General features: G+C 73.4%; 15 protein-coding genes and 1 pseudogene. 11 read left to right on the top strand and 5 right to left on the bottom strand.

Annotated features, from left to right (window positions below; all coding sequences use genetic code 11):
• Positions 1 to 8: 8 nt before the first annotated feature.
• Both ACN268_RS17480 and ACN268_RS17475 read left to right on the top strand, forming a co-directional pair.
• Complete coding sequence (locus ACN268_RS17480; RefSeq protein ID WP_302746329.1) at positions 9 to 1127, top strand: GuaB3 family IMP dehydrogenase-related protein; 1119 nt, start codon at positions 9 to 11, stop codon at positions 1125 to 1127.
• A gap of 149 nt (positions 1128 to 1276) precedes the next feature.
• Complete coding sequence (locus ACN268_RS17475) at positions 1277 to 2728, top strand: M1 family metallopeptidase (RefSeq protein ID WP_421486925.1); 1452 nt, start codon at positions 1277 to 1279, stop codon at positions 2726 to 2728.
• A 16-nt stretch (positions 2729 to 2744) separates the two neighbouring features.
• Here ACN268_RS17475 and ACN268_RS17470 read toward each other — a convergent pair whose 3' ends face one another.
• Positions 2745 to 3869, bottom strand: coding sequence for an LCP family protein (locus tag ACN268_RS17470; RefSeq protein WP_421484097.1), 1125 nt, complete (start codon positions 3867 to 3869; stop codon positions 2745 to 2747).
• Between the two features lie 123 nt (positions 3870 to 3992).
• Here ACN268_RS17470 and ACN268_RS17465 point away from each other — a divergent pair, with 123 nt between their 5' ends.
• Positions 3993 to 5693, top strand: a complete 1701-nt coding sequence (locus ACN268_RS17465) for an FAD-dependent oxidoreductase (RefSeq protein WP_421484095.1) — start codon at positions 3993 to 3995, stop codon at positions 5691 to 5693.
• A gap of 78 nt (positions 5694 to 5771) precedes the next feature.
• Positions 5772 to 7328 (top strand): glutamine-hydrolyzing GMP synthase, encoded by a 1557-nt coding sequence (gene guaA, locus ACN268_RS17460; RefSeq protein WP_421484093.1) that lies wholly within the window; start codon positions 5772 to 5774, stop codon positions 7326 to 7328.
• Positions 7329 to 7335: 7 nt separating this feature from the next.
• Here the strand turns inward: guaA and ACN268_RS17455 are convergent, their stop codons facing one another.
• Positions 7336 to 7716, bottom strand: coding sequence for a PspC domain-containing protein (locus ACN268_RS17455; protein WP_421484092.1), 381 nt, complete (start codon positions 7714 to 7716; stop codon positions 7336 to 7338).
• Positions 7717 to 7860: 144 nt separating this feature from the next.
• On the opposite strand from ACN268_RS17455, the gene ACN268_RS17450 reads away from it, so the two are divergent.
• From ACN268_RS17450 to ACN268_RS17440, 3 genes are all read left to right on the top strand, one after another.
• Positions 7861 to 8811, top strand: a complete 951-nt coding sequence (locus tag ACN268_RS17450; protein ID WP_421484090.1) for an NUDIX domain-containing protein — start codon at positions 7861 to 7863, stop codon at positions 8809 to 8811.
• Positions 8812 to 8896: 85 nt separating this feature from the next.
• A complete protein-coding gene (locus ACN268_RS17445) occupies positions 8897 to 9907 on the top strand; it encodes an NUDIX domain-containing protein (RefSeq protein WP_421484089.1) in 1011 nt (336 codons plus the stop codon).
• A 367-nt stretch (positions 9908 to 10274) separates the two neighbouring features.
• Positions 10275 to 11204: a CDP-alcohol phosphatidyltransferase family protein gene (locus ACN268_RS17440; RefSeq protein WP_421484088.1), complete on the top strand. Its 930-nt coding sequence runs from the start codon at positions 10275 to 10277 to the stop codon at positions 11202 to 11204.
• A gap of 64 nt (positions 11205 to 11268) precedes the next feature.
• Here ACN268_RS17440 and ACN268_RS17435 read toward each other — a convergent pair whose 3' ends face one another.
• From ACN268_RS17435 to ACN268_RS17425, 3 genes and pseudogenes are all read right to left on the bottom strand, one after another.
• Positions 11269 to 12516, bottom strand: coding sequence for a phosphatidylserine decarboxylase (locus ACN268_RS17435; RefSeq protein ID WP_421484087.1), 1248 nt, complete (start codon positions 12514 to 12516; stop codon positions 11269 to 11271).
• 426 nt (positions 12517 to 12942) lie between these two features.
• Positions 12943 to 13203 (bottom strand): annotated as a pseudogene (locus ACN268_RS17430) (hypothetical protein); the annotation flags it as partial.
• Entirely contained in the window at positions 13200 to 14780 is a 1581-nt protein-coding gene (locus tag ACN268_RS17425) for a PspC domain-containing protein (RefSeq protein ID WP_421484086.1), read from the bottom strand. The gene ACN268_RS17425 and the pseudogene ACN268_RS17430, both read right to left, overlap by 4 nt.
• Before the next feature lie 168 nt (positions 14781 to 14948).
• On the opposite strand from ACN268_RS17425, the gene ACN268_RS17420 reads away from it, so the two are divergent.
• The 4 genes from ACN268_RS17420 to ACN268_RS17405 all read left to right on the top strand — a co-directional run bounded on the left by ACN268_RS17420 (position 14949) and on the right by ACN268_RS17405 (position 20588).
• Positions 14949 to 16217 carry a PspC domain-containing protein gene (locus tag ACN268_RS17420; RefSeq protein WP_421484085.1) on the top strand — a complete coding sequence of 423 codons (1269 nt, stop codon included), beginning with the start codon at positions 14949 to 14951 and terminating at the stop codon, positions 16215 to 16217.
• 1 nt (position 16218) lies between these two features.
• Complete coding sequence (locus ACN268_RS17415) at positions 16219 to 16905, top strand: response regulator (protein WP_421484083.1); 687 nt, start codon at positions 16219 to 16221, stop codon at positions 16903 to 16905.
• A gap of 168 nt (positions 16906 to 17073) precedes the next feature.
• Positions 17074 to 18267: a thioester domain-containing protein gene (locus ACN268_RS17410; RefSeq protein ID WP_421484082.1), complete on the top strand. Its 1194-nt coding sequence runs from the start codon at positions 17074 to 17076 to the stop codon at positions 18265 to 18267.
• 677 nt (positions 18268 to 18944) lie between these two features.
• Positions 18945 to 20588: a peptide ABC transporter substrate-binding protein gene (locus ACN268_RS17405; protein ID WP_421484080.1), complete on the top strand. Its 1644-nt coding sequence runs from the start codon at positions 18945 to 18947 to the stop codon at positions 20586 to 20588.
• The last annotated feature ends 44 nt before the right edge of the window (positions 20589 to 20632 follow it).

The following is a 20632-nucleotide window of genomic DNA, read 5'->3' as shown; positions in this document are numbered from 1 at the left end:
AGTCCCTCATGCGTGACGTGGTCGAGATCGGGCTGGGCAAGACCGCGCAGCGCGGCTACCACCTGGACGACATCGCCATCGTGCCCAGCCGGCGGACCAGGGACGTCGACGACGTCTCCACCGGCTGGCAGCTCGACGCCTACCAGTTCGACATCCCCTGTGTCGGCCACCCGTCGGACGCCACCATGAGCCCCGCCTCGGCCGTCCGGCTCGGGCAGCTCGGCGGCCTGGGCGTGCTCAACGTCGAGGGCCTGTGGACCCGCTACGAGAACCCGACCAAGGTGCTGGAGGAGCTGGCCGGGCTGGGCGAGGACGCCCGCGCGACCAAGCGGCTCCAGGAGGTCTACGCCGAGCCGATCCGCCCCGACCTGATCGCCGAGCGGGTCCGCGAGCTGCGGGCCGGCGGCAGCACGGTGGCCGTGCGGGTGTCCCCGCAGCACACCCTCGCGCTGGCCCCGGTGATCCTGGACGCGGGCGTCGACATCCTGGTCATCCAGGGCACCATCGTCTCGGCCGAGCACGTCTCGACCACCGACGAACCGCTGAACCTCAAGGAGTTCATCGCCGACCTCGACCTGCCGGTGGTCGTCGGCGGCTGCACCGACTACAAGACGGCGCTGCACCTGATGCGTACCGGCGCCGCCGGGGTGATCGTCGGCATCGGCGGTGACGACTGGTCGACCAGCGAGTCGGTGCTCGGCATCCGGGTGCCGATGGCCACCGCGATCGCCGACGCCGCCGCGGCCCGCCGCGACTATCTCGACGAGACCGGTGGACGCTACGTGCACCTCATCGCCGACGGTGACATCCAGACCTCCGGCGACATCGCCAAGGCGCTCGGCTGCGGCGCGGACGCGGTGATGCTCGGCGAACCGCTGTCGCTGTGCGAGGAGGCCCCGGCCGGCGGTGCCTGGTGGCACTCGGCGGCCAGCCACCCGTCCCTGCCGCGCGGGGCGTTCGAGGTGGCCGGCGAGCCGCTCGGGGAGATGGAACGGCTGCTGTTCGGCCCCGCCGACGAGCCGGACGGCCAGCTCAACCTGTTCGGGGGGCTGCGTCGCGCGATGGCCAAGTGCGGCTACCGCGACCTGAAGGAGTTCCAGCGGGTCGGGCTGGTCCTCGACCGCTGACCCGGGTCCGTCGCGGCCGGCCGGCTCCCTTGTGGGGTCGGCCGGCCGGACCGTCCACCCCGCCTGCGGTCCGGCGTTGCGGGCACGTGCGGCCCGTCGGGTCGGTAGGCTGCGCGGACGGCGGCGGCGAACGGGGGACGAAGGTGGCCATCAGCCGGAACCGGCGCGGGGTCGCGCTGCTCGTCACCGTGGCGCTCGCCCTGGCCGGCTGCACCGCCGACCCGGAACCCCGGCGGGAACCCCGGTCGACCCCGACGCCCGGGGCGACCCCGGGGGTGACCCCCGGCCCGGCCGGCGTCGGCGACCCGTACTTCCCGACCGCCGGCAACAGCGGGTACGACGTCGAGCGGTACACCCTCAAGGTCCGCTACGACCCGGCCAGCGACGAGTTGCGCGGCGACGCCACCGTCCGGGCCACCGCCGAGGCCGACCTGCCGCTGTTCCACCTCGACCTGGCCGGGCTGACGGTGCGCCGGGTGACCGTGGACGGCACCCCGGCCCGGCACACCCGCGAGGGCACCGAGCTGGTGGTCACCCCGGCCGCGCCGGTCCGCGCCGGGACGGCCTTCACCGTCCAGGTCGGGTACGACGGCCGGCCGGAGCCGTTGCCCAACGAGACGATCGGCGAGGGCGGCTGGCTGCACACCACCGACGGCGCGGTCGCGCTGGGCCAACCCGAGTCGGCGAGCACCTGGTTCCCGGTCAACGACCACCCCTCCGACAAGGCCGCCTACGACTTCGAGATCACCGTGCCGAAGGGGCTGGTCGCGGTCGCCAACGGGGTGCCGAGGGGGCAGCGCCCGGCGGCCGGCGGCTTCACCACGTGGCGCTGGTCGGAGGCCGCCCCGATGGCCAGTTACCTGAGCACCGTGGTGATCGGGAAGTACCGCACCACCACCGGTGAGCACCGGGGCCGGCCGGTGTTCAGCGCGGTCGCCGACAGCCTGCCCCGAGGGTCGGCCGACGAGTCGATCGCCCGTACCGTGACGGTCGCCGACTACCTGGAGAGCGTCTTCGGGCCGTACCCGTTCGCGGCGTACGGCGGGGTGGTGGTCGACGAGCCCCGGATCAGGTACGCGTTGGAGACGCAGAGCCGGCCGGTCTACTCGGCCAACTTCTTCCGGGGCGGTGAGAACACCGGGGTGGTCGCGCACGAGCTGGCCCACCAGTGGTTCGGCGACAGCGTGTCGGTGGCCCGCTGGGCGGACATCTGGCTCAACGAGGGGCTGGCCACGTACGCCGAGTGGCTCTGGGCCGAGCACGAGGGCCGGGACACCGCGCAGGCCACCTTCGACCAGCAGTACGCCGCCTCCGACGACGGGGTGTGGCGGGTGCCGCCGGCCGCGCCCGGGGCGGCGAACCTGTTCAGCGAGTCGGTCTACCAGCGGGGCGCGATGGCGGTGCACGCGCTGCGGGTGACCGTCGGCGACGACGCGTTCTTCCGCCTGTTGAAGACCTGGGCGGCCGAGAAGCGCAACGGCAACGCCACCACCGCCGAGTTCGTGGCGACGGCCGAGCGGGTCGGCGGGCGGCAGCTCGACGACCTCTTCGCCGCCTGGCTGTACGGCACCGAACGTCCCGCGCCGCCCACCCGCCGCTGAGCGCGCACCCCGGCGGTCAGTTCTTGACCCGCAGCTCGGGGTGGGCGTCCAGGTAGGTCTCCGCCCTGCCGGCCTTGAGCGCGGGCAGGAACCCCTTGCCGACGCTGGTGAGCTGCTCACCCCGGTAGCTGCCGCCCCTGCCCACCCCGTCGCCGGGCAGCCCGACCAGGGTGATCCGGTCGGCGCTCAGCCCACCGAGGGCGTACGCCAGGTCGACGACGCGGGGGCCGCCCGCGTAGACCAGGGTGTCGCCGAGCGCCGACACCACCTGCTCCACCCGGTCGGGCTGGCGGGCCAGGTTCTCGTTGAGGATCTTGGCGGCCAGCGCCCGCAGGAGCTGCTGCTGGTGGCGCTGCCGGGCGTAGTCGCCGCCGGCGATGTAGCGCTGCCGGGCGTAGTCCAGCGCCTGCCAGCCGTTGAGGTGCCGCTCACCCTTCTCGTAGACCATCTGCGGGCCGGTGTATCCGCCGCCGCCCCGGGCCGGCTCGCGGTACTTGCCGTCCGGCCGGCGGTGCAGCGAGGGGACCCGCTGGTCGACGTAGAGGTCCACCCCGCCGAGGCTGTCGACCAGCCGGTCGAAGCCGTTGAAGGTGACCACCGCACCGGCGTCGAAACGCAGCCCGGTGTACCCGGCGACCGTGCTGCGCAGCAGCTCGTACCCCTGGGCGGCGCTGGGGTTCTTGGGCTTGCCCGGCACCCGGCTGCCGTAGCTCATCGCGTGGGTGAGCTTCGTCCGGCCGCCCCCGTAACCCGACTTCGGGAACTTCGGGATGTCGACCACCAGGTCGCGGGGGAGCGAGAAGAGGTACGCCCGGTCCAGCCCGGCCGGCACGTGCAGGATCAGCACCGCGTCGCCGTGCGGTTCCCAGCCGGGCACGCTGACCCGGGTGTCCACCCCGACCAGGAGCAGGTTGAGCGGGCCGGTGATCGAGGCCCCGGGGGGTGGGGTCGGGCTGGGGGTGGGGCTGGGCGTCGGCGTCGGGCCGGTGGTCGTGGCGGCCGGCCCGGCCGTACGCCGTGGTTCGTCGTCGCGGACCACCCGGGTCACCACCAGGGCGGCCACCCCCACCAGGACGACCACGGCCAGGGCGGCCAGCCCCCACACCCAGCGTGGTCGTCCCGTTCCGGTTTCCTGAGTCATCGCTCGCCACCCCCGTCTGCACAACGCTTCGACCGGCCCTGCGGGTTGCGGTCGGCGACGGTCAGCATGATCGCGCGAAATCCGGCACTGGCGCGATGGCTACCCGCCGGTAATGATGCGGTCATGCGGTACGACGTGCTCGTCATCGGCTCCGGCTTCGGCGGCAGCGTCACCGCGCTGCGGCTGGCCGAGAAGGGCTACACCGTCGGGGTGCTGGAGGCGGGCCGGCGGTTCGCCGACGACGAGTTCCCGCAGACCTCCTGGCGGCTGCGCCGGTTCCTCTGGGCCCCCCGCCTGGGCTGCTACGGGCTGCAACGGATCACCCTGCTCCGCCCGGCCGCCCGGGGTACCGCGAGCGGGGTGCTGGTGCTCTCCGGTGCCGGCGTCGGCGGTGGCTCCCTGGTCTACGCGAACACCCTCTACCAGCCACCGGACGCCTTCTACGCCGATCCGCAGTGGCGTGACGTCACCGACTGGCGGGCGGAACTCGCCAGCCACTACGACCAGGCCGGACGGATGCTCGGGGTCACCCCGTACCCCCGACACACCGGCGCGGACCGGGCGATGCGGGCGGTGGCCGAGCGGATGGGCGTCGGGCACACCTTCGGTCCGACCCCGGTGGGGGTGCACCTCGGCCGCCCCGGGCAACGGGTGGCGGACCCGTACTTCGGCGGGGCGGGGCCGGAGCGCACCGGCTGCACGCACTGCGGGTCGTGCCTGACCGGCTGCCGGCACGGCGCCAAGAACACCCTGGTCAAGAACTACCTGTGGCTTGCCGAACGGCTCGGCGCGCGGGTCCACCCGTTGACCACGGTCACCGCCGTGCGGCCGGCCGACGGTGGCGGCTACCTGGTGCACGCCGTGCGTACCGGGGCCTGGCTGCGGCGGCGTCGCCAGGTGTTCCACGCCGACCAGGTGGTCTTCGCGGCCGGCGCGCTCGGCACCCAGCGGCTGCTGCACGCGATGAAGCAGACCGGCGCGCTGCCCCACCTGTCCGACCGCCTCGGCGCGTTGACCCGGACCAACTCGGAGGCGATCCTCGGCGCGTCGGTCGACCGCCGGCAGGCCCGGCGGCGGGGGCTGGACTTCACCGACGGGGTGGCGATCACCAGCTCGTTCCATCCCGACCCGCAGACCCACGTCGAGCCGGTCCGCTACGGCCGGGGCGCGAACGCGATGGGGTTGCTCCAGTCGCTGCTGGTCGACGGCGGCCCGCACCGGGTCCGGCGCTGGCTGGGCGCGGTCGTGCGGCAGCCCCGGCTGGCCGCCCGGATGCTCTCGGTGCGGCACTGGTCCGAGCGGACGGTGATCGCCCTGGTGATGCAGTCGGCGGACAACTCGCTCACCACCCGCTGGCAGCGGGGGCCGCTGGGCCGGCGGCGGCTGGTGTCCGGCCCCGGGCACGGCGCACCCCATCCGACCTGGATCCCGGCCGGCAACCGGGCGGTCCGGCTGCTCGCCGAGGAGATCGGTGGCACCCCGGGCGGGGCGCTCACCGAACCGTTCGACGTCCCGCTGACCGCGCACCTGCTCGGCGGGGCGGTGATCGGCGCCACCCCGGCCGACGGCGTGGTCGACCCCTGGCACCGGGTGTACGGCCACCCGGGGCTGCACGTGGTCGACGGGGCGGCGGTCTCGGCGAACCTCGGGGTGAACCCGTCGTTGACGATCACCGCGCAGGCGGAGCGGGCGATGTCGTACTGGCCGAACCGGGGGGAGGCGGACCCCCGGCCGCCGCTCGGGTCGGCGTACACCCGGGTGGCGGCGGTGCGTCCCCGGCACCCGGCGGTCCCGGCGGACGCCCCCGGCGCGCTGCGCGGCTGACCGGCGCCGACCGGGCGCGCCGCGCCCGGGGCCGGCCCGTGCCGGGGGCGGGTGTGACTGTCGGTAGGCTCTGCCCACATGAGCACGCCTCGCCCCGTCCTCGTGGTGGACTTCGGAGCCCAGTACGCCCAGCTCATCGCGCGCCGGGTGCGCGAGGCGAAGGTCTATTCGGAGATCGTCCCGCACTCCATGCCGGTCGCCGAGATGCTGGCGAAGGACCCGGCCGCGATCATCCTGTCCGGCGGCCCGTCCAGCGTCTACGCCCCGGACGCCCCGCAGATCGACGCCGGGCTGTTCGACGCGGGCGTCCCCGTCTTCGGCATCTGCTACGGCTTCCAGGCGATGGCCCAGGCGCTCGGCGGCACGGTCGCCCGGACCGGCAACCGGGAGTACGGCGGCACCCCGCTGCGTCCCCGGCTGCTCGACCCGGGGGTGCTGCTGCGGGACCTGCCGGCGGACCTGCCGGTCTGGATGAGTCACGGCGACGCGGTGACCGAGGCCCCCGCCGGATTCACGGTGACCGCCGAGTCGGCCGGTGCCCCGGTCGCCGCCTTCGAGGACCTGGCCGGCCGTCGGGCCGGTGTGCAGTTCCACCCCGAGGTGGGGCACACCGCGCAGGGGCAGGAGATGCTCAGGCGTTTCCTCTACGACATCGCCGGCATCGAGCCCACCTGGACCCCGCAGAACATCATCGACGAGCAGGTGGCCCGGATCCGGGCCCAGGTCGGCGACAAGGAGGTCATCTGCGGCCTGAGCGGCGGGGTCGACTCGGCCGTCGCCGCCGCGCTGGTGCACCGGGCGGTCGGTGACCAGCTCACCTGCGTCTTCGTCGACCACGGGCTGCTGCGGGCCGGCGAGGCCGAGCAGGTGGAGAAGGACTACGTCGCGGCCACCGGCATCACGCTCAAGGTGGTCGACGCGGCCGACCGGTTCCTCGGCGCGCTGGCCGGGGTGACCGACCCGGAGCAGAAGCGGAAGATCATCGGCCGGGAGTTCATCCGGGTCTTCGAGGCCGCCGCGCGGGAGATCGCCGCGCACGGCGACGTCGAGTTCCTGGTGCAGGGCACCCTCTACCCGGACGTGGTCGAGTCCGGCGGTGGCACCGGCACCGCCAACATCAAGAGCCATCACAACGTCGGCGGCCTCCCGGAGGATCTGAAGTTCGCCCTGGTCGAGCCGCTGCGCACGCTGTTCAAGGACGAGGTCCGGGCGCTCGGGCTCCAGCTCGGCCTGCCCGAGGCGATGGTCTGGCGGCACCCGTTCCCGGGGCCGGGCCTGGCCATCCGGATCATCGGCGCGGTCGACCGCGAGCGCCTCGACCTGCTGCGCCAGGCCGACCTGATCGCCCGGGAGGAGTTGACGGCTGCCGGCCTGGACCGGGGCGTCTGGCAGTTCCCGGTGGTGCTCCTGGCCGACGTGCGCAGCGTCGGGGTGCAGGGTGACGGGCGCAGCTACGGGCATCCCGTGGTGCTGCGCCCGGTCTCCAGCGAGGACGCGATGACCGCCGACTGGTCCCGGCTGCCCTACGAGGTGGTGGCCCGGATCTCCACCCGGATCACCAACGAGGTCGCCGAGGTCAACCGGGTGGTCCTGGACGTGACCAGCAAGCCGCCGGGCACCATCGAGTGGGAGTGAGCGGGGTTCAGCCGGCCGTCGGCGGGGTCGCCGGCGGCTGAGGCTGTCCTCCGGTCGCCGGCCCGCCCGGCTGCGGCCAGCCGGCCGGCTCCGCCGGGTGCGGCCAGGTCGGCTGGGCGGTCGGCTGCGGCTGCGCCGCCGGGTCCGCCGGGTGCGGCCAGGCCGGCGCGCCGGCCGGCTCCTCGGGCATCAGGAACCACATGACCGGGTACGCCAGCGCGGCGACACCGCCGGTGACCAGGGTCGCCACCGCGAACAGCACCCGGACCAGGGTGGGATCGACGGCGAAGTAGCGGCCGAGGCCGCTGGCGACGCCGGCCACCATCCGGTCGGTGGTCGGCCTGCGGAGTTGTTTGTACGGGGCGTGGGGGGTGCTCGTCGAGGTCATGTCTCCACGGTCCGCGCCGGCCGCCCCGTCGACCTCGGTGACCGCCCGGAGTCCTACCCTGATCGATCCCTGAGTGACCAGCCCTGAGTCAGGAATCCGACTCTTTTCCGCGTCGGTAACGCGACCCGGGGAGAATTTGGCTCCGTGACCACCTTGCTGGAGCCGCTCCGCAGGATCGCGGCATATGCAGTCTGTGCAGATTCAGTCGGCCGAGTGTTGCTGGTCCGCGCATCGGAGCGCTCCGGCACCCCCGGCGTATGGTCCCTGCCCGGTGGGGCGGTCGACCACGGCGAGGACCCGAACCACACCGTCGTCCGGGAGACCGCCGCCGAAACGGGCCTCTCGGTCGCCGTCGCCGGCCTGGCCGACGTCCTGGCCGACATGCGCGCCCTGCCCGAGCGGGGCATCACCATCCACACCGACCGCCTGATCTACCAGGTGTCGGTACGCGGCGGCACCCTCACCGACCGGGTGGACCGCTCCACCGACCTGGCCCGCTGGTACACCCTCGACGAGGCGCGGGAGCTGCCGCTGCGGGCCTTCACCGCCCGCGCGCTCGGGCTGCCGGCGTCCTCGGCCGACGTGGTTCCCGACGAGGCCCCCGAGTTCCCCTCGTTCTACGCCGTGCCCGGCCCGGACGGGCTGCACCGGGCGCAGCGCTTCGCCGCGTACGCGGTGGCCACCGACCCGGCGGGCCGGGTGCTGCTGACCAGGGTCTCCGACGGCTACCCGGGCGCGGGCTGCTGGCACCTGCCCGGCGGCGGCACCGACTACGGTGAGCAGCCGGGTGCGGCGCTGATCCGGGAGCTGGTCGAGGAGACCGGGCAGACCGGCCGGCTGGTCGAGCTGCTCGGGGTGGCCAGCCACCGTGACGCCGCCTCGCTCGGCCCGGAGGGCTACCCGATCGACTGGCACGGCGTGCGGGCCTTCTACCGGGTGATGGTCGACCAGCCCGCCCCGCCGACCGTCACCGACGTGGGCGGCTCCACCTGCGAGGCCCGCTGGTTCGCCCGGGACGAGTTGGGTGCCCTGCCCACCGACCGGCTCACCGAGGTCACCGCCGAGGCGGTCCAGGCCGCCCGGCTCACCGCCTGACCCACCCCGCCCGCCGGCGGCGTCGGTGGCACCACCGGCGGCCCGGTGCGACGGCACCCGCCCCGCCCGGACGACCGCTAGCCTCATGATCGACGGCGGATCGCGCGGGCGGGGGAGTGACGTGCAGGAGCGACGACGGATCGCGGCGTACGGCTGGTGCACCGACGAGACCGGCCGGGTGCTGTTGGTACGCGGGCGACGCGCAGCCGGCGACCCCACCGGCGACCCGGCGTCCGATCCGGCGGCGGGGTCCTGGCAGTTGCCCGGGGGCGTCGTGCGGCACGCGGAGCATCCGGCCGACACCGTGGTCCGCGAGTGCGCCGGGCAGTCCGGGCTGACCGTCGCGGTCGCCGGGATACGCGCCGCCGTGGCCGACCTGACCGCTACGGACCCGGCGGACGCCGTCGGGCCGGTACACACCGACCGGCTGGTGTTCGACGTCACTATCCCCGGCGACCCGGCGGTGGCCGCGGGAGCGCCGCCGTCGGCGGTCGGCGACGGTGACGGCCCCGGTGAGCTGGCCTGGTGCACCCCGCAGGAGGCGGCGACGCTGCCGCTGGTGCCGTTCACCGCCGACCTGCTCGGCCTGCCCGTCCCGCCGCCGCCCGCCGGCCCGTCGCCAGGCGTGCCGGTCGAGCCGGTGGTGACGGAGTCGACCGACCGGCGGCAGCGGTTCGCCGCGTACGGGCTGGTCACCGATCCCGACGGGCGGGTGCTGCTCACGATGATCGCGCCCGGCTATCCGGGTGCCGGACTCTGGCACCTGCCCGGCGGCGGGACCGATCACGGTGAGCAACCGGTTGACGGTCTGTTACGGGAACTGGTGGAGGAATCGGGTCAGCGTGGCCGGGTCGTCAGGCTGATTCTGGTCGACAATCTTCACAATCCGGGCGCGATGGGCCCCGAGGGTCGCCCGCTGGACTGGCACGGCGTACGGGTGATCTACCGGGTGCTCGTCGACGAGCCGACCGGGCCGGTCGTGACCGAACAGGCCGGTGGATCGACGGCCGGCGCTGCCTGGTTTACGTCTTCGCAGCTCAGCGGCTTGGCGATGACTGATGTCGCGGTGCTGGCGACCCGGTGGGCGGTCGGCTGACGGACGCTCGCCGAGCCGACCTGGTGGTGCTCCGGTAAAGTCGGCCCTGCGGTTGGCGAAGAAAACGGGCGCTGAAGCCCGAAAAACGGACCCAGAAGTCCGAGATGGGAACAAGGCAGCGGTTTGCGCGGTTAACGAGGTTATAAGTACCGCCGGCAGCTATCGCCAACCACCACGCCGCTGTGTAATGGTGTACTCCGCTTGAACGGCTGCCGGGCCAAGAGCGGTCCGGCACGAGACAGCCGGACACCCGCCCGCACGGGCGGCCAGCCGATCCGGTGATGGAGGAAACGTGCCGAGAGCCCCATGGCGCCGGCGTCGTACGACTGACAGTCCGCGCCCCGCAGGGCGTCGCTGGGCGGGCCGGTTGCGCCGCAGCAGCACATTCGCCCGCCAGGTACTGCTGGTCCGGGTGGGTCGCCGGGACGGTGACCAGCTCAACGGCACCGACCTGGTCCTTCCCGAGCACCGCGTCGACCGCCAGCGTCGCCGGTACGGCTTCGACCGTCGCGGGATCACCCTCGACCGCGCCGAGATCGAGGCGGTCGCCCCGGTCAGCCCGGTCCTGGGCCCCACCACACCGGTCGACGAGTCGCCCGCGATGGCGATCCCGCTGCTCCCCGGCGCGCGTACCCCCGCCCGGCGGATGAAGTTCGCGCTGGTCAACGCCTGCACCCTGGCGAGCCTGGTGCTCGGCATCAACGCCATCTTCGTCGCCATGAACGGCCAGCCCCGGATCGCGGCCCTGCTGCTGATCGCCTGCGTCGCGTTCGACGGCCTCGACGGCGCGCTCGCCCGGAAGTTCGGCGTGGCCAGCCCGTTCGGCGCCCAGATGGACTCGCTGGCCGACATGTGCTCCTTCGGCCTGGCCGCCCCGGTGGTGGTCTACGCCTCGCTGGCCGGATCGGCCCCCACCGCCGCGGCGGCGGTCGCCGCAGCCCTGGTCGCGTCATGTGCCGCGATCAGGCTCGCCCGGTTCAACGTCTCGCCCAAGGACGGCCGGTTCTTCTGCGGCGTACCCACCACGATGGCGGCGGCCGTGCTCGCGCTCGGCGTGGCCATCGAACTGCCGCTGCCGGCCGTCGTGCAGATCGGCGGGGTGGCGCTGCTCGCCTTCACGATGGTCTCCAGCTTCCCGTACGCCAAGCTGGCCCGGTTGGTCAAGCTTCCGCCGTGGCTGTGGCTGGCCCCGGCCGTCGGCGCACTCGTCGACATCCGGCTCACCTTCGCCCTCGTGGTGGTGGGCTACCTGGTCAGCGGGCCGCTGCTCTGGCTGCACCAGCGCCGTACCGCCTGATCCGTCCGCAGTTGCACGACAGGGGCGCCGCGATCGCGGCGCCCCTGTTCGCGTGGTCGTCGGCTCAGCTCCAGCGGGCGATGACCGAGGAACCACCGACCACCTTGTCGCCGGGGCCGACCAGCGGCGTGGCGGCGTCGGCCGGCAGGTAGACGTCGGTACGGGAGCCGAAGCGGATCAGCCCGAACCGCTCCCCCCGGGCCAGCAGCGCCCCCACCGGAGCCCGCTGCACGATCCGCCGGGCGATCAACCCGGTGCGCTGCGCCACCACCACCGTGCCGTGTGCGGTGTCCAGCACGGTGTAGGCGGCGACGTTGTGCTCCGCGTCCGGCTTCATCGCGTTGACGAAGCCGCCGTCGGCGACGAAGTAGTCGACCACCTTGCCGGCCACCGGTGAACGGTTGACGTGCACGTCCAGCACCGACAGGAAGACCGCGATCCGCAGCCACTCGCCGTCGCCGAACCGCTCGTCGTGCAGCCGTTGCACCGACAGCACCTGACCGTCGGCGGCGGCGACCACCGCGGACGGGTCCTCCGGCACGTCCCGCTGCGGGTCCCGGAAGAACGCCGCCACCGGGGCGGCGGCCAGCGCCGGCACCAGCCACAGCTTCGACTTCGGCCGGGCGACCCGGGCGACGGCGGCCAGGCCGAGCGCGATACCGGCCGCGGCGACCCCGTTCGAGTCGATGTGCATGCCCCGGGTCAGCGGCACGCTCGACGGCCGGTACGCCGGGGCGAGCCGGGCGGCCGACGCGGCACCGGCCGGGGTGAACCTCAGGTGGTGCACCCGTACCGGCGGGGAGTTGCGCACCACCAGGTCGGAACGCACACCGTGCAGGACGCCCTGCCGGTCCAGTTCGGCGGCGGCCCCCTCGGTGCGGAACACCGGCGCGGCGACGCTGAGCACCGCGCCGTCGGTCAGGTACTTGGTGAGGCCGTCGACGGCGTCGCGGGTCTGCTCACCGGTCCCGGTGAACGGCTCGGCGGCGATGACCAGTTCGGCGGCGTCCGCCTCGGCCAGGGAGTCGACCACCCGTACCCGGTCGGCGACCCAGCGGCCCTGGGCCGTCACGTGGTCGCGCAGCGTGGCGGCGTCGGTCGTCGGGTCCGGCACGACGGTCAGCGTGTCGCCCGGCAGCAGCGCGTCGATCGCCGCGGCGAGGACCGCGGCCCCGGGGGCCGCACCCACCAGCAGGGCTGCCTTCGGGTCGTTGCGTCGGGCGAGTTCGGCGACGAGGGTACGGGCGGCACGCTCGCCGATGCGGACCGGACCGAACGGACCGGAGGGGCGCACGGCGGGGGACTGGGTCATCTCGGGCGGGCTCCTGACGGGGTAGACGGACGTCGCGGCGGGACCGCCTCGGGGTGCCGGGACCAGGCGCACCCGGGCCGGCACCCGGGCCGCCTGGCGCGGCCACCGGCGGGGCTCGCCCGGCGGAGGCGGGATCTCCCCGGCCAGCATACGAGCCGGCACGGGCCGACCGCACCGGCGCGGTCAGCCCGGTGGCCGTGGTCAGGTGCCCGGTGGACCGGTGACCGGGTCGTCGGCCGGCCACCGGCGGGTGTCCCCGTCGCCGACCCGGGCCGGCTCGTCCTGTCCGGGTCGACGGTCCACCGCGCCCGGCCGTCCCGGCTCGTCCGCCGGGTCGCCGAGGCGCAGTTCGGCGGTGTCCCGCCAGCCGGCCCGGTCGTCGGGCCCACCCACGGGACCGTCCGGCGGGCTGCCCACCGGTCGACCCGCCGGGCCGGTCGTCGGGCCGGCCGGGGCCGGCGTGGGGGTTGCGCCGCCGGCGGCCGGCGGCACGGCGTCGGTGGTCCGCGCCGACCGCACCGCGCCGACCAGGCCGAGCAGCCCGATCAGCACCAGAGCGCCGGCCAGGAACCAGCCCACCGCCGGCAGGGCCAACCCGAGGATCTGGGCCAGCAGCCACCAGAGGGCGAGGCCGACGAAGAGCAGCCCGAAGACGAACGACACCAGGTCGGTGCGGTGGGCCTTCACCGGGTCACCTCCAGGTTGCCGGCGTTGACCTGGACGGTGAGCCGCAGCGTGCCGCCGCCGGCTCCGTCCGGGCCGAGGTCGCTCACCTGCCGTGCCTGTCCCTCGAATCCGGCGCTACGTCGCCCGAACACGGTCGCCTCCCCGGCCTTGACGTTGGTCACCACGGTGACGTCAACGTTCGGCGGGACCACGATGGTGGCCGCCCCGAAGTTGACCACCACGGTGATGTCGGTGTCCCGCTTGTCGAAGTCCACCGCCCGCAGGTCCAGGGTGGTGTCGCCGAAGCTGTTCTCGTAGCGGTCGGCCAGCTCCCGGTAACTGGTCGGTGCCCAGGTGACCGCTCCGTCGACGCCCCGGACCCGGTCGTAGGATTCGGCGACGGTGGCGACGGCGAGCGCGGCGGCGGCGACCAGACCGAGGGCGATCAGCCAGCGGGCCCGCCCGAACCAGGTGCCCACCAGCAGGCCGAGCCCGATGGTGGCGAGCACCGCCGCGAAGTAGCCGGCCGCGCCGATCGGGAAGACGTCCAGCAGGTCCAGGATGGCCACCACGCCGAGGACCAGGAAGATCAGCGAGAAGGTCGCGGCACCCAGCGCCGAGCGTTCCTTCGGCTTCTTCGGCGGCTTGACCCGGGGCGCGGGCGGGGGCGGGGGCGGGCCCGCCTGGGCGTACGGACCGCGCGGGGCGAACGGCGGCCGGTAGCCCGTACCGGGTGACGGCGGGACCACGACCGGTGCGGCGGCCGGTCGACCGGGCACCGGTGGGCGGGGCGGCCAGCCCGGAGCTTCCGCCCGGGTGGCGGTGACCTCCATCGGCCGGGCCGGCGGCCAGGGCGGCGGCGCAGCCGTCGGTCCCTGTGCGGGCCAGCCCACCGCACCACCGGTCCGGGGGGCCGCCGGGGCGCCGGCCGGGAACGGCACGGCGGGTACGGGCGGGGTGAACGGTGCGGGCGCCGGGTAACCGACCGGGGGCACCGGTCCGGGCGGCCCGGCCGGTGCGGGGGCCGGACCGGCGGCGGCGAAGCCGGACCGGCCGTCCCGGTTGAGCAGCAGCGCGCCGCCGATCAGGATCGCCGCGCCCAGCAGCACCGCCCGGAACGCGTCGGTGACGATGTAGCCGAAGCTGACCGCGACCAGGATGGTCAGCACGATCACGGTGATCGGGGACATGCTCGACCGGCCCCGCCCGAGCATCGACTCCAGCGGGGAGGCGCTGTCGCCCTCGCCCGGAATGATCAACCAGGCGGCCACGTAGACCAGGATGCCGACCCCGCCGAAGAACCCGAGCACGGCGAGCAGCACCCGCCAGAGCACCGGGTCGGTGTTGGTGGCCCGGCCGATCGCCGCGCAGACCCCGGCGAGGTAGCGGCCGTCGCGGGGCCGGATCAGGCCGTACCGGGAGGTGAAGCTGGCCCCGCCGGACGGCGGGGGGTAGCCACCGGGCGGCGGTGGCGCGTCGTCGCCCCCCGTGGGCGACGCGGGCGCCATGGGGTCCGGCCCGGCGGCGGGACCGGGCGGTGGCGTACCACCCGGTGCGGCCACCGAAGGGTACGGCGGCGGGGCGGGGTCCTCGGTCATGACTCGATCCTGCGCCGTCGTCGGGCCGGCTTGCCTCCGGAACCGACCCTGACCCCACCCTGAGATCCCGGCGGGCGGATGTCGGGGGCGTCCCCGTGGTCGGCGGCGTCCCGGGCGTGTGACGATCGGAGCGGCACCGTACCGCCAGGTGTCCGTCCACCACCCATCGTGACCAGGGAGCCTCCGATCAGCGTCGTGACCCCGCCGCCACCCCGCCTCTACCGGGCGCCCGAGCACCGGTTGGCCGCCGGGGTGGCCGCCGGCATCGCCGACCATCTCGGCATCTCGGTGCTGCGGGTCCGCGTCGCGTTCATGGTGCTGCTCGGGCTCAGCGGCCTGGGCCTGCTGCTGTATGCGGCGTTCTGGGCGGTGGTTCCGCTGCGCCCCGGCGACACCGCCACGCCGCCCCGGCGCGACCCCGGGCAGTTGCTGCCGTTCGTGGCGATCGGTCTCGGTGTGCTGCTGGTCCAGGTGATGCTCTTCGACTCGGTGGGCGCGGCGGGCACCGCCGGCTGGCTGGTGGCGATCATCGCGGTCGGCGCCGGGGTGATCTGGCACCAGTCCGCGCCGGAACGTCGTCGGCAGTGGACCGGGTCGATGCCGGTGCCGTGGCTCGGCGCGGTGGTGGAGGAGACCGACCGGCGGGCCCTCGTGCTCCGCTTCGCCGGGGGCGCGGTGCTGGTCGCCGTCGGCATCATCGGCGTGGCGGCGGTCTACTCGCCGGTGCAGAACCTCGACGCGGTGGTCAACGGCCTGATCTTCGCGCTGGTCGGGCTGGTCGGCGTCGGGGTGGTCGTCGCGCCGGTGCTGTGGCGGACGTGGAACCAGCTCCGCTCGGAACGGGAGGGACGCATCCGCGAGCAGGAGCGTGCCGAACTGGCCGCGATGGTGCACGACCAGGTGCTGCACACCCTCGCCCTGATCCAGCGCAACGCCAGCGACGTCAAGACGGTGCAGCGCCTCGCCCGGGGCCAGGAACGGTCGTTGCGCAACTGGCTCTACAAGCCGACCGCCTCGCCCACCGAGCGGTTCGCGGCGGCGCTGGAGCAGGCCGCCGCCGAGGTGGAGGACACCTTCGCGATCACCGTCGAGGCGGTGGTGGTGGGCGACCGGGAGACCGACGAACGGGTGGGCGCGCTGGTGGCGGCGGCCCGGGAGGCGTTGGTCAACGCGGCCCGGCATGCCGGGGTGCAGACGGTGTCGCTCTATGCCGAGGTCGAGCCGGAGCAGGTGAGCGTCTTCGTCCGGGACCGGGGCAAGGGCTTCGACCCGGATACCGTGGAGGATCACCGGCACGGGGTCCGAGGGTCGATCATCGGGCGGATGAAACGGCACGGTGGCCGGGCGGAGATCCGTTCCGAGCCCGGGGAGGGGACGGAGGTCCGGTTGATGCTGCCGATCACCGGCACCGGCTCCACGGCGGAAAGGGACAGCTGAGATGGCGGAGCAGTCGATGGAACCGGGGTCGGGCACGCCGGACCGCGCGCAACGGTTGAGGGTCTTCCTGGTCGACGACCACGCCATGTTCCGGGCCGGGGTCCGGGCCGAACTGGGGACGCACGTCGAGGTGGTGGGGGAGGCGAGCACGGTGGCCGAGGCGGTCGCCCGGATCGCCGCCACCGGGCCGGACGTGGTGCTGCTCGACGTCCACATGCCCGACGGCGGCGGGCGGGCGGTACTGGACGCGATGCGCCGCACCCACCCGCAGGTGAAGTTCCTCGCGCTGAGCGTGTCCGACGCGGCCGAGGACGTGATCGGGCTGATCCGGGCGGGTGCCCGGGGCTACGTGACCAAGACCATCTCCCCGGACGAGCTGACCGACGCGATCCGCCGGGTGGCCGACGGGGACGCCGTGTTCAGTCCCCGGCTGGCCGGGTTCGTGCTGGACGCCTTCGCCGCCCGGCCGGACGCCCCGGTCGCGGACCCCGAGCTGGACCAGCTCACCAATCGCGAGCGCGAGGTGCTGCGCCTGCTCGCCCGGGGGTACGCGTACAAGGAGATCGCCAAGGAGCTGTTCATCTCGATCAAGACGGTCGAGACGCACGTGTCGAACGTGCTGCGCAAGCTCCAGATGTCCAACCGGTACGAGTTGTCCCGCTGGGCGGCGGACCGACGACTCGTCTGACACCTCCCATTCCGGGAGCATCGCCCCAGGGCTGACAAGAGATCAATTCGTGTCGCATAATGCCCCGTCGCCTTCGCGCGTGCGGGTGGTGTCACGACCCCGCCCGGGGGCGACGCACACCGGCCCGCCGGGAGCGGGCCGACCCCTGGGGAGAGGTGCACGGAACTGATGTTCGGAGAACGAGGACGACGCTGGGCGGGTATCGCCACGGCGCTCGTCACCGGTGGCGCGCTGGTGCTCACCGCAGCCGGTCCGGCCGCCGCCGAGCCGGCGACGAAGGGCGTGGCGCGGGCGGTGCCGGGCACCAGCGTCACGCTGAAGCTGGACGGTCGGGCGCAGAAGACCTCGGCGCTGGCCCTGGAGTTGAAGGACGGCACGGTGCCGGTCTTCTGCATCGACTTCCACACCCCGGTGGCCCGCAACGGCGAGTACGCCGAGGGCAGCTGGGACGAGTCGGAGGTGAAGAACCTCGGCCGGGTGCAGTGGGTGCTCACCCACGGCTACCCCAACGCCGACCGGGCGAAGCTGCTCGCCGCGGCCGGGGCGAGCCTGCCCGCCGGGCTGCCCGACTCCCGGCGCGACGCGCTGCTCTACTTCGGTACCCAGACGGCCGTCTGGCACTTCAGCGACGGCATCACCCTGGGTGACTGGGAGCGGGGTCTGACCGCTGCGGCCGAGTACGACGTGATCCGCCGGGTGCACGACTACCTGGTGCGCAACGCCACCGACCAGCCGGAGCCGAAGGCCGAGCTGAGCCTGGACCCGGCCTCGGCCACCGCTACCACCGGCGGGCGGGCCGGACCGTTCACCGTGCACGGGCCGGCCGGGGAGATCGCGCTGAAGGTCGAGGGCGGCAGCGCCGTCGACGCCGAGGGGCGTCCGGTCGGCACGACCACCAACGGCGGCCGGTTCTGGCTGACCGCCACCACCACCGGCCGGGTCACCGTGACGGTCTCGGCCCCGGACTCGGTCTCCTTCGGGCGGGTCTTCCTCTTCTCCGGCGGCAAGAACGCCAAGCAGAAGCTGATCCTGGGTGGCAGCACCGGCACCTCGGTCACCGCCGACGCGGCGGCGACCTTCGCCGCCGCCCCGGCCTCGCCGTCGCCGTCGGCCTCGCCGTCCGGGTCGCCGACGCCGTCGCCGTCGCCCTCGACGGCGTCCCCGTCGCCGTCGGCCCCGGCGGAGTCCTCGTCGCCGCCGGCCAGCCCGGCGCCGTCGACCTCGCCGGCCAGCAACGGCGGTGGCCTGCCGCTGACCGGGTCGCCGATCGCGCTGGCCGCCCTGGCCGGGATGGCGCTGCTGGCGTTCGGCGCGGTGGCCGTGCTGCTGGTCCGCCGCCGCCGGATCCGCTTCACCGTCTGAGGTACGGGTTCCTCCGGCCCCGGCACCCGCGACGGTGCCGGGGCCGGCCCGTCTCCGCCGGCCCTCACCGACCCCACCGGTGGTGGGGACACCACCGACGACGGGTACGGACCGGCGAACCGGTATCGTCGGCCGGCCGGGCGGGACTCGGCTCCGCCCGGCGGAAGTCACCATCATCCGGATGGTCGAAATCGGCCAACTCTCGGTCGACGTCGAACCGCCTCGACCGGACGGCGGGAAAGCTCACACTTGCTACTCGCCGGTCACCACCCGGTGGAGCGGACTTGCTGTCTTTCCTGCTCAGAGCGGTACGACCAGGGCATCTCATGATCTTTTCTCAAGTATCGGCAACATGGCGGGCAACTAACGGCTTGATAACGGCACCTTCACGTAATGGGCCGGTGGGTGTCACAGTGGCAGCACCTCACCCCTGACGTGAGGCACCCGTGTGTCCCGGTCGACCACGTCACCGCTGCCCATGGCGCGGATCGTGGTCGTCGAGCCTGCCCGGGGGCCGAGTGCGGGAGTGCGGTGGCCCGGCGGATCGGTACCCCTGGGGTGTCCCGATTTCTCTGCGGTAACCGGTGATCCGCAACACAGGATCGCCGTGCGGTGTCACCCCCCAACGTGCGTGAAACCCACGACGGAACCAGGTTAGAAAGAGGAGGCCCCTCGGAATGAGAGTCTCGAAGCGGGCGAGCGGCGCCATCGCGGTGGGTGCGGCGTTCGCGCTCATCGCGTCCGGCTGCTCCAGCGGTAACGACGACGAAGGCAGCAGCGGCGCCAGCAGCTCGGACGGGGCCATCGTCGTCGACGGCACCGAGCCGGAGAACCCCCTGGTTCCGGCGAACACCACCGAGACCGGTGGCGGCAAGATCATCGACTGGCTCTGGACCGGTCTGGTCGAGTACCCCAACAACGGTGGTGCGCCGCAGAACGCGCTGGCCGAGTCGATCGAGACGACCGACTCCAAGCTCTACAAGATCAAGATCAAGCAGAACACGAAGTTCCACGACGGCACCGTCGTCAAGGCCAAGAACTTCGTGGACGCCTGGAACTGGGGCGCGTACTCGCCGAACGGCGCGCAGAACGCCAGCTTCTTCGCCGACATCGCCGGCTTCGCCGACGTGAACACCTCCGACCCGGACGGTGACGGCCCGAAGAAGGCGCCCGAGCCCAAGGCCAAGGAGATGTCCGGCCTCAAGGTCGTCGACGACTGGAACTTCGAGGTCACGCTCTCCGCGCCGACCGCCGTGTTCCCGACCAAGCTCGGCTACAGCACCTTCATGCCGCTGCCGGACGCCTTCTTCTCGCAGGGCGCCGAGGCCTTCGGCAAGAAGCCGATCGGCAACGGCCCGGTCAGCTTCGTCTCGTGGGAGAACAACGTCGCGATCAAGCTGACGCGGTTCGACGACTACAACCTGCGCGACAAGATGAAGATCAAGGACGTCAACGTCAAGATCTACCAGGACGACACGGCGGCCTACAACGACCTGGTCTCCAACAACCTGGACTTCCAGCAGCAGGTTCCGGTCTCCTCGCTGGCCGGCGACAAGTGGAAGGCCGACCTGGCCGACCGCGCGGTCGCGTCGACCACGCCGTCCACCGGCATCATCGCGTTCCCGATCTACGACAAGCGCTTCCAGAACCCGAAGCTGCGCAAGGCGATCTCGCTGTCGATCAACCGGCAGGAGATCACCGACAAGATCTTCTTCGGTAACCGCAAGCCGGCCGACAGCTGGGCCAACCCGCTGACCCCGGGTGCCAAGCCGGGCAACTGCACCGCCTGCCAGTTCAAGCCGGACGAGGCCAAGCAGCTCCTGACCGAGGCCGGTGGCTTCACCGGGCAGCTGAAGATGTACTACAACGCCGACGCCAGCCACAAGGACTGGATGGAGGCCGTCGCCGGGCAGATCAAGAACACCCTGGGTATCGACGCAGTCGCCGTCGGTGTGCCGACCTTCGCGGTCTTCCGGCAGAACATCAACGCCCACAAGATGGACGGCGCCTACCGTGCCGGTTGGCAGCAGGACTACCCGGACGTGGAGAACTGGATCAACCCGCTCTACGTGACCGGTGGCTCCTCGAACGACGGTCTCTACAGCAACCCCGAGGTGGACGCCCTGGCCAAGCAGGCCAGCTCCGCCCCGAGCCTGGACGCCTCGCACGAGCTGTTCGCCAAGGCGGTCGAGAAGATCGACCAGGACGTTCCGTCGATGCCGATCTACTTCGGTGGCCAGCAGTCCGGTCACTCCGAGAAGATCAAGAAGATGGAGCTGACCAACGTCGGCGAGCTCGACATCACCTCCGTCGAGCTCTGATCCGTTCGGTCTGACCCCGGGTCGGGCTCGCCTACCGGTGAGCC

The organism is Micromonospora sp. WMMD735 (genome assembly GCF_049178995.1).
Lineage (GTDB): Bacteria > Actinomycetota > Actinomycetes > Mycobacteriales > Micromonosporaceae > Micromonospora > Micromonospora wenchangensis.
The sequence above is the reverse complement of the archived record's forward strand: the minus strand, read 5'-3'. Positions and strand labels throughout refer to the sequence as shown.

Bases quoted from the DNA above. Each gene is read 5' to 3' on its own strand.
- ACN268_RS17480 (WP_302746329.1), top strand. From the start codon at position 9: ATGCGTGACGTGGTCGAGATCGGGCTGGGCAAGACCGCGCAGCGCGGC.
- ACN268_RS17470 (WP_421484097.1), bottom strand. From the start codon at position 3,869: ATGACTCAGGAAACCGGAACGGGACGACCACGCTGGGTGTGGGGGCTG.
- ACN268_RS17465 (WP_421484095.1), top strand. From the start codon at position 3,993: ATGCGGTACGACGTGCTCGTCATCGGCTCCGGCTTCGGCGGCAGCGTC.
- guaA (WP_421484093.1), top strand. From the start codon at position 5,772: ATGAGCACGCCTCGCCCCGTCCTCGTGGTGGACTTCGGAGCCCAGTAC.
- ACN268_RS17455 (WP_421484092.1), bottom strand. From the start codon at position 7,716: ATGACCTCGACGAGCACCCCCCACGCCCCGTACAAACAACTCCGCAGG.
- ACN268_RS17445 (WP_421484089.1), top strand. From the start codon at position 8,897: ATGATCGACGGCGGATCGCGCGGGCGGGGGAGTGACGTGCAGGAGCGA.
- ACN268_RS17435 (WP_421484087.1), bottom strand. From the start codon at position 12,516: ATGACCCAGTCCCCCGCCGTGCGCCCCTCCGGTCCGTTCGGTCCGGTC.
- ACN268_RS17425 (WP_421484086.1), bottom strand. From the start codon at position 14,780: ATGACCGAGGACCCCGCCCCGCCGCCGTACCCTTCGGTGGCCGCACCG.
- ACN268_RS17415 (WP_421484083.1), top strand. From the start codon at position 16,219: ATGGCGGAGCAGTCGATGGAACCGGGGTCGGGCACGCCGGACCGCGCG.
- ACN268_RS17410 (WP_421484082.1), top strand. From the start codon at position 17,074: ATGTTCGGAGAACGAGGACGACGCTGGGCGGGTATCGCCACGGCGCTC.
- ACN268_RS17405 (WP_421484080.1), top strand. From the start codon at position 18,945: ATGAGAGTCTCGAAGCGGGCGAGCGGCGCCATCGCGGTGGGTGCGGCG.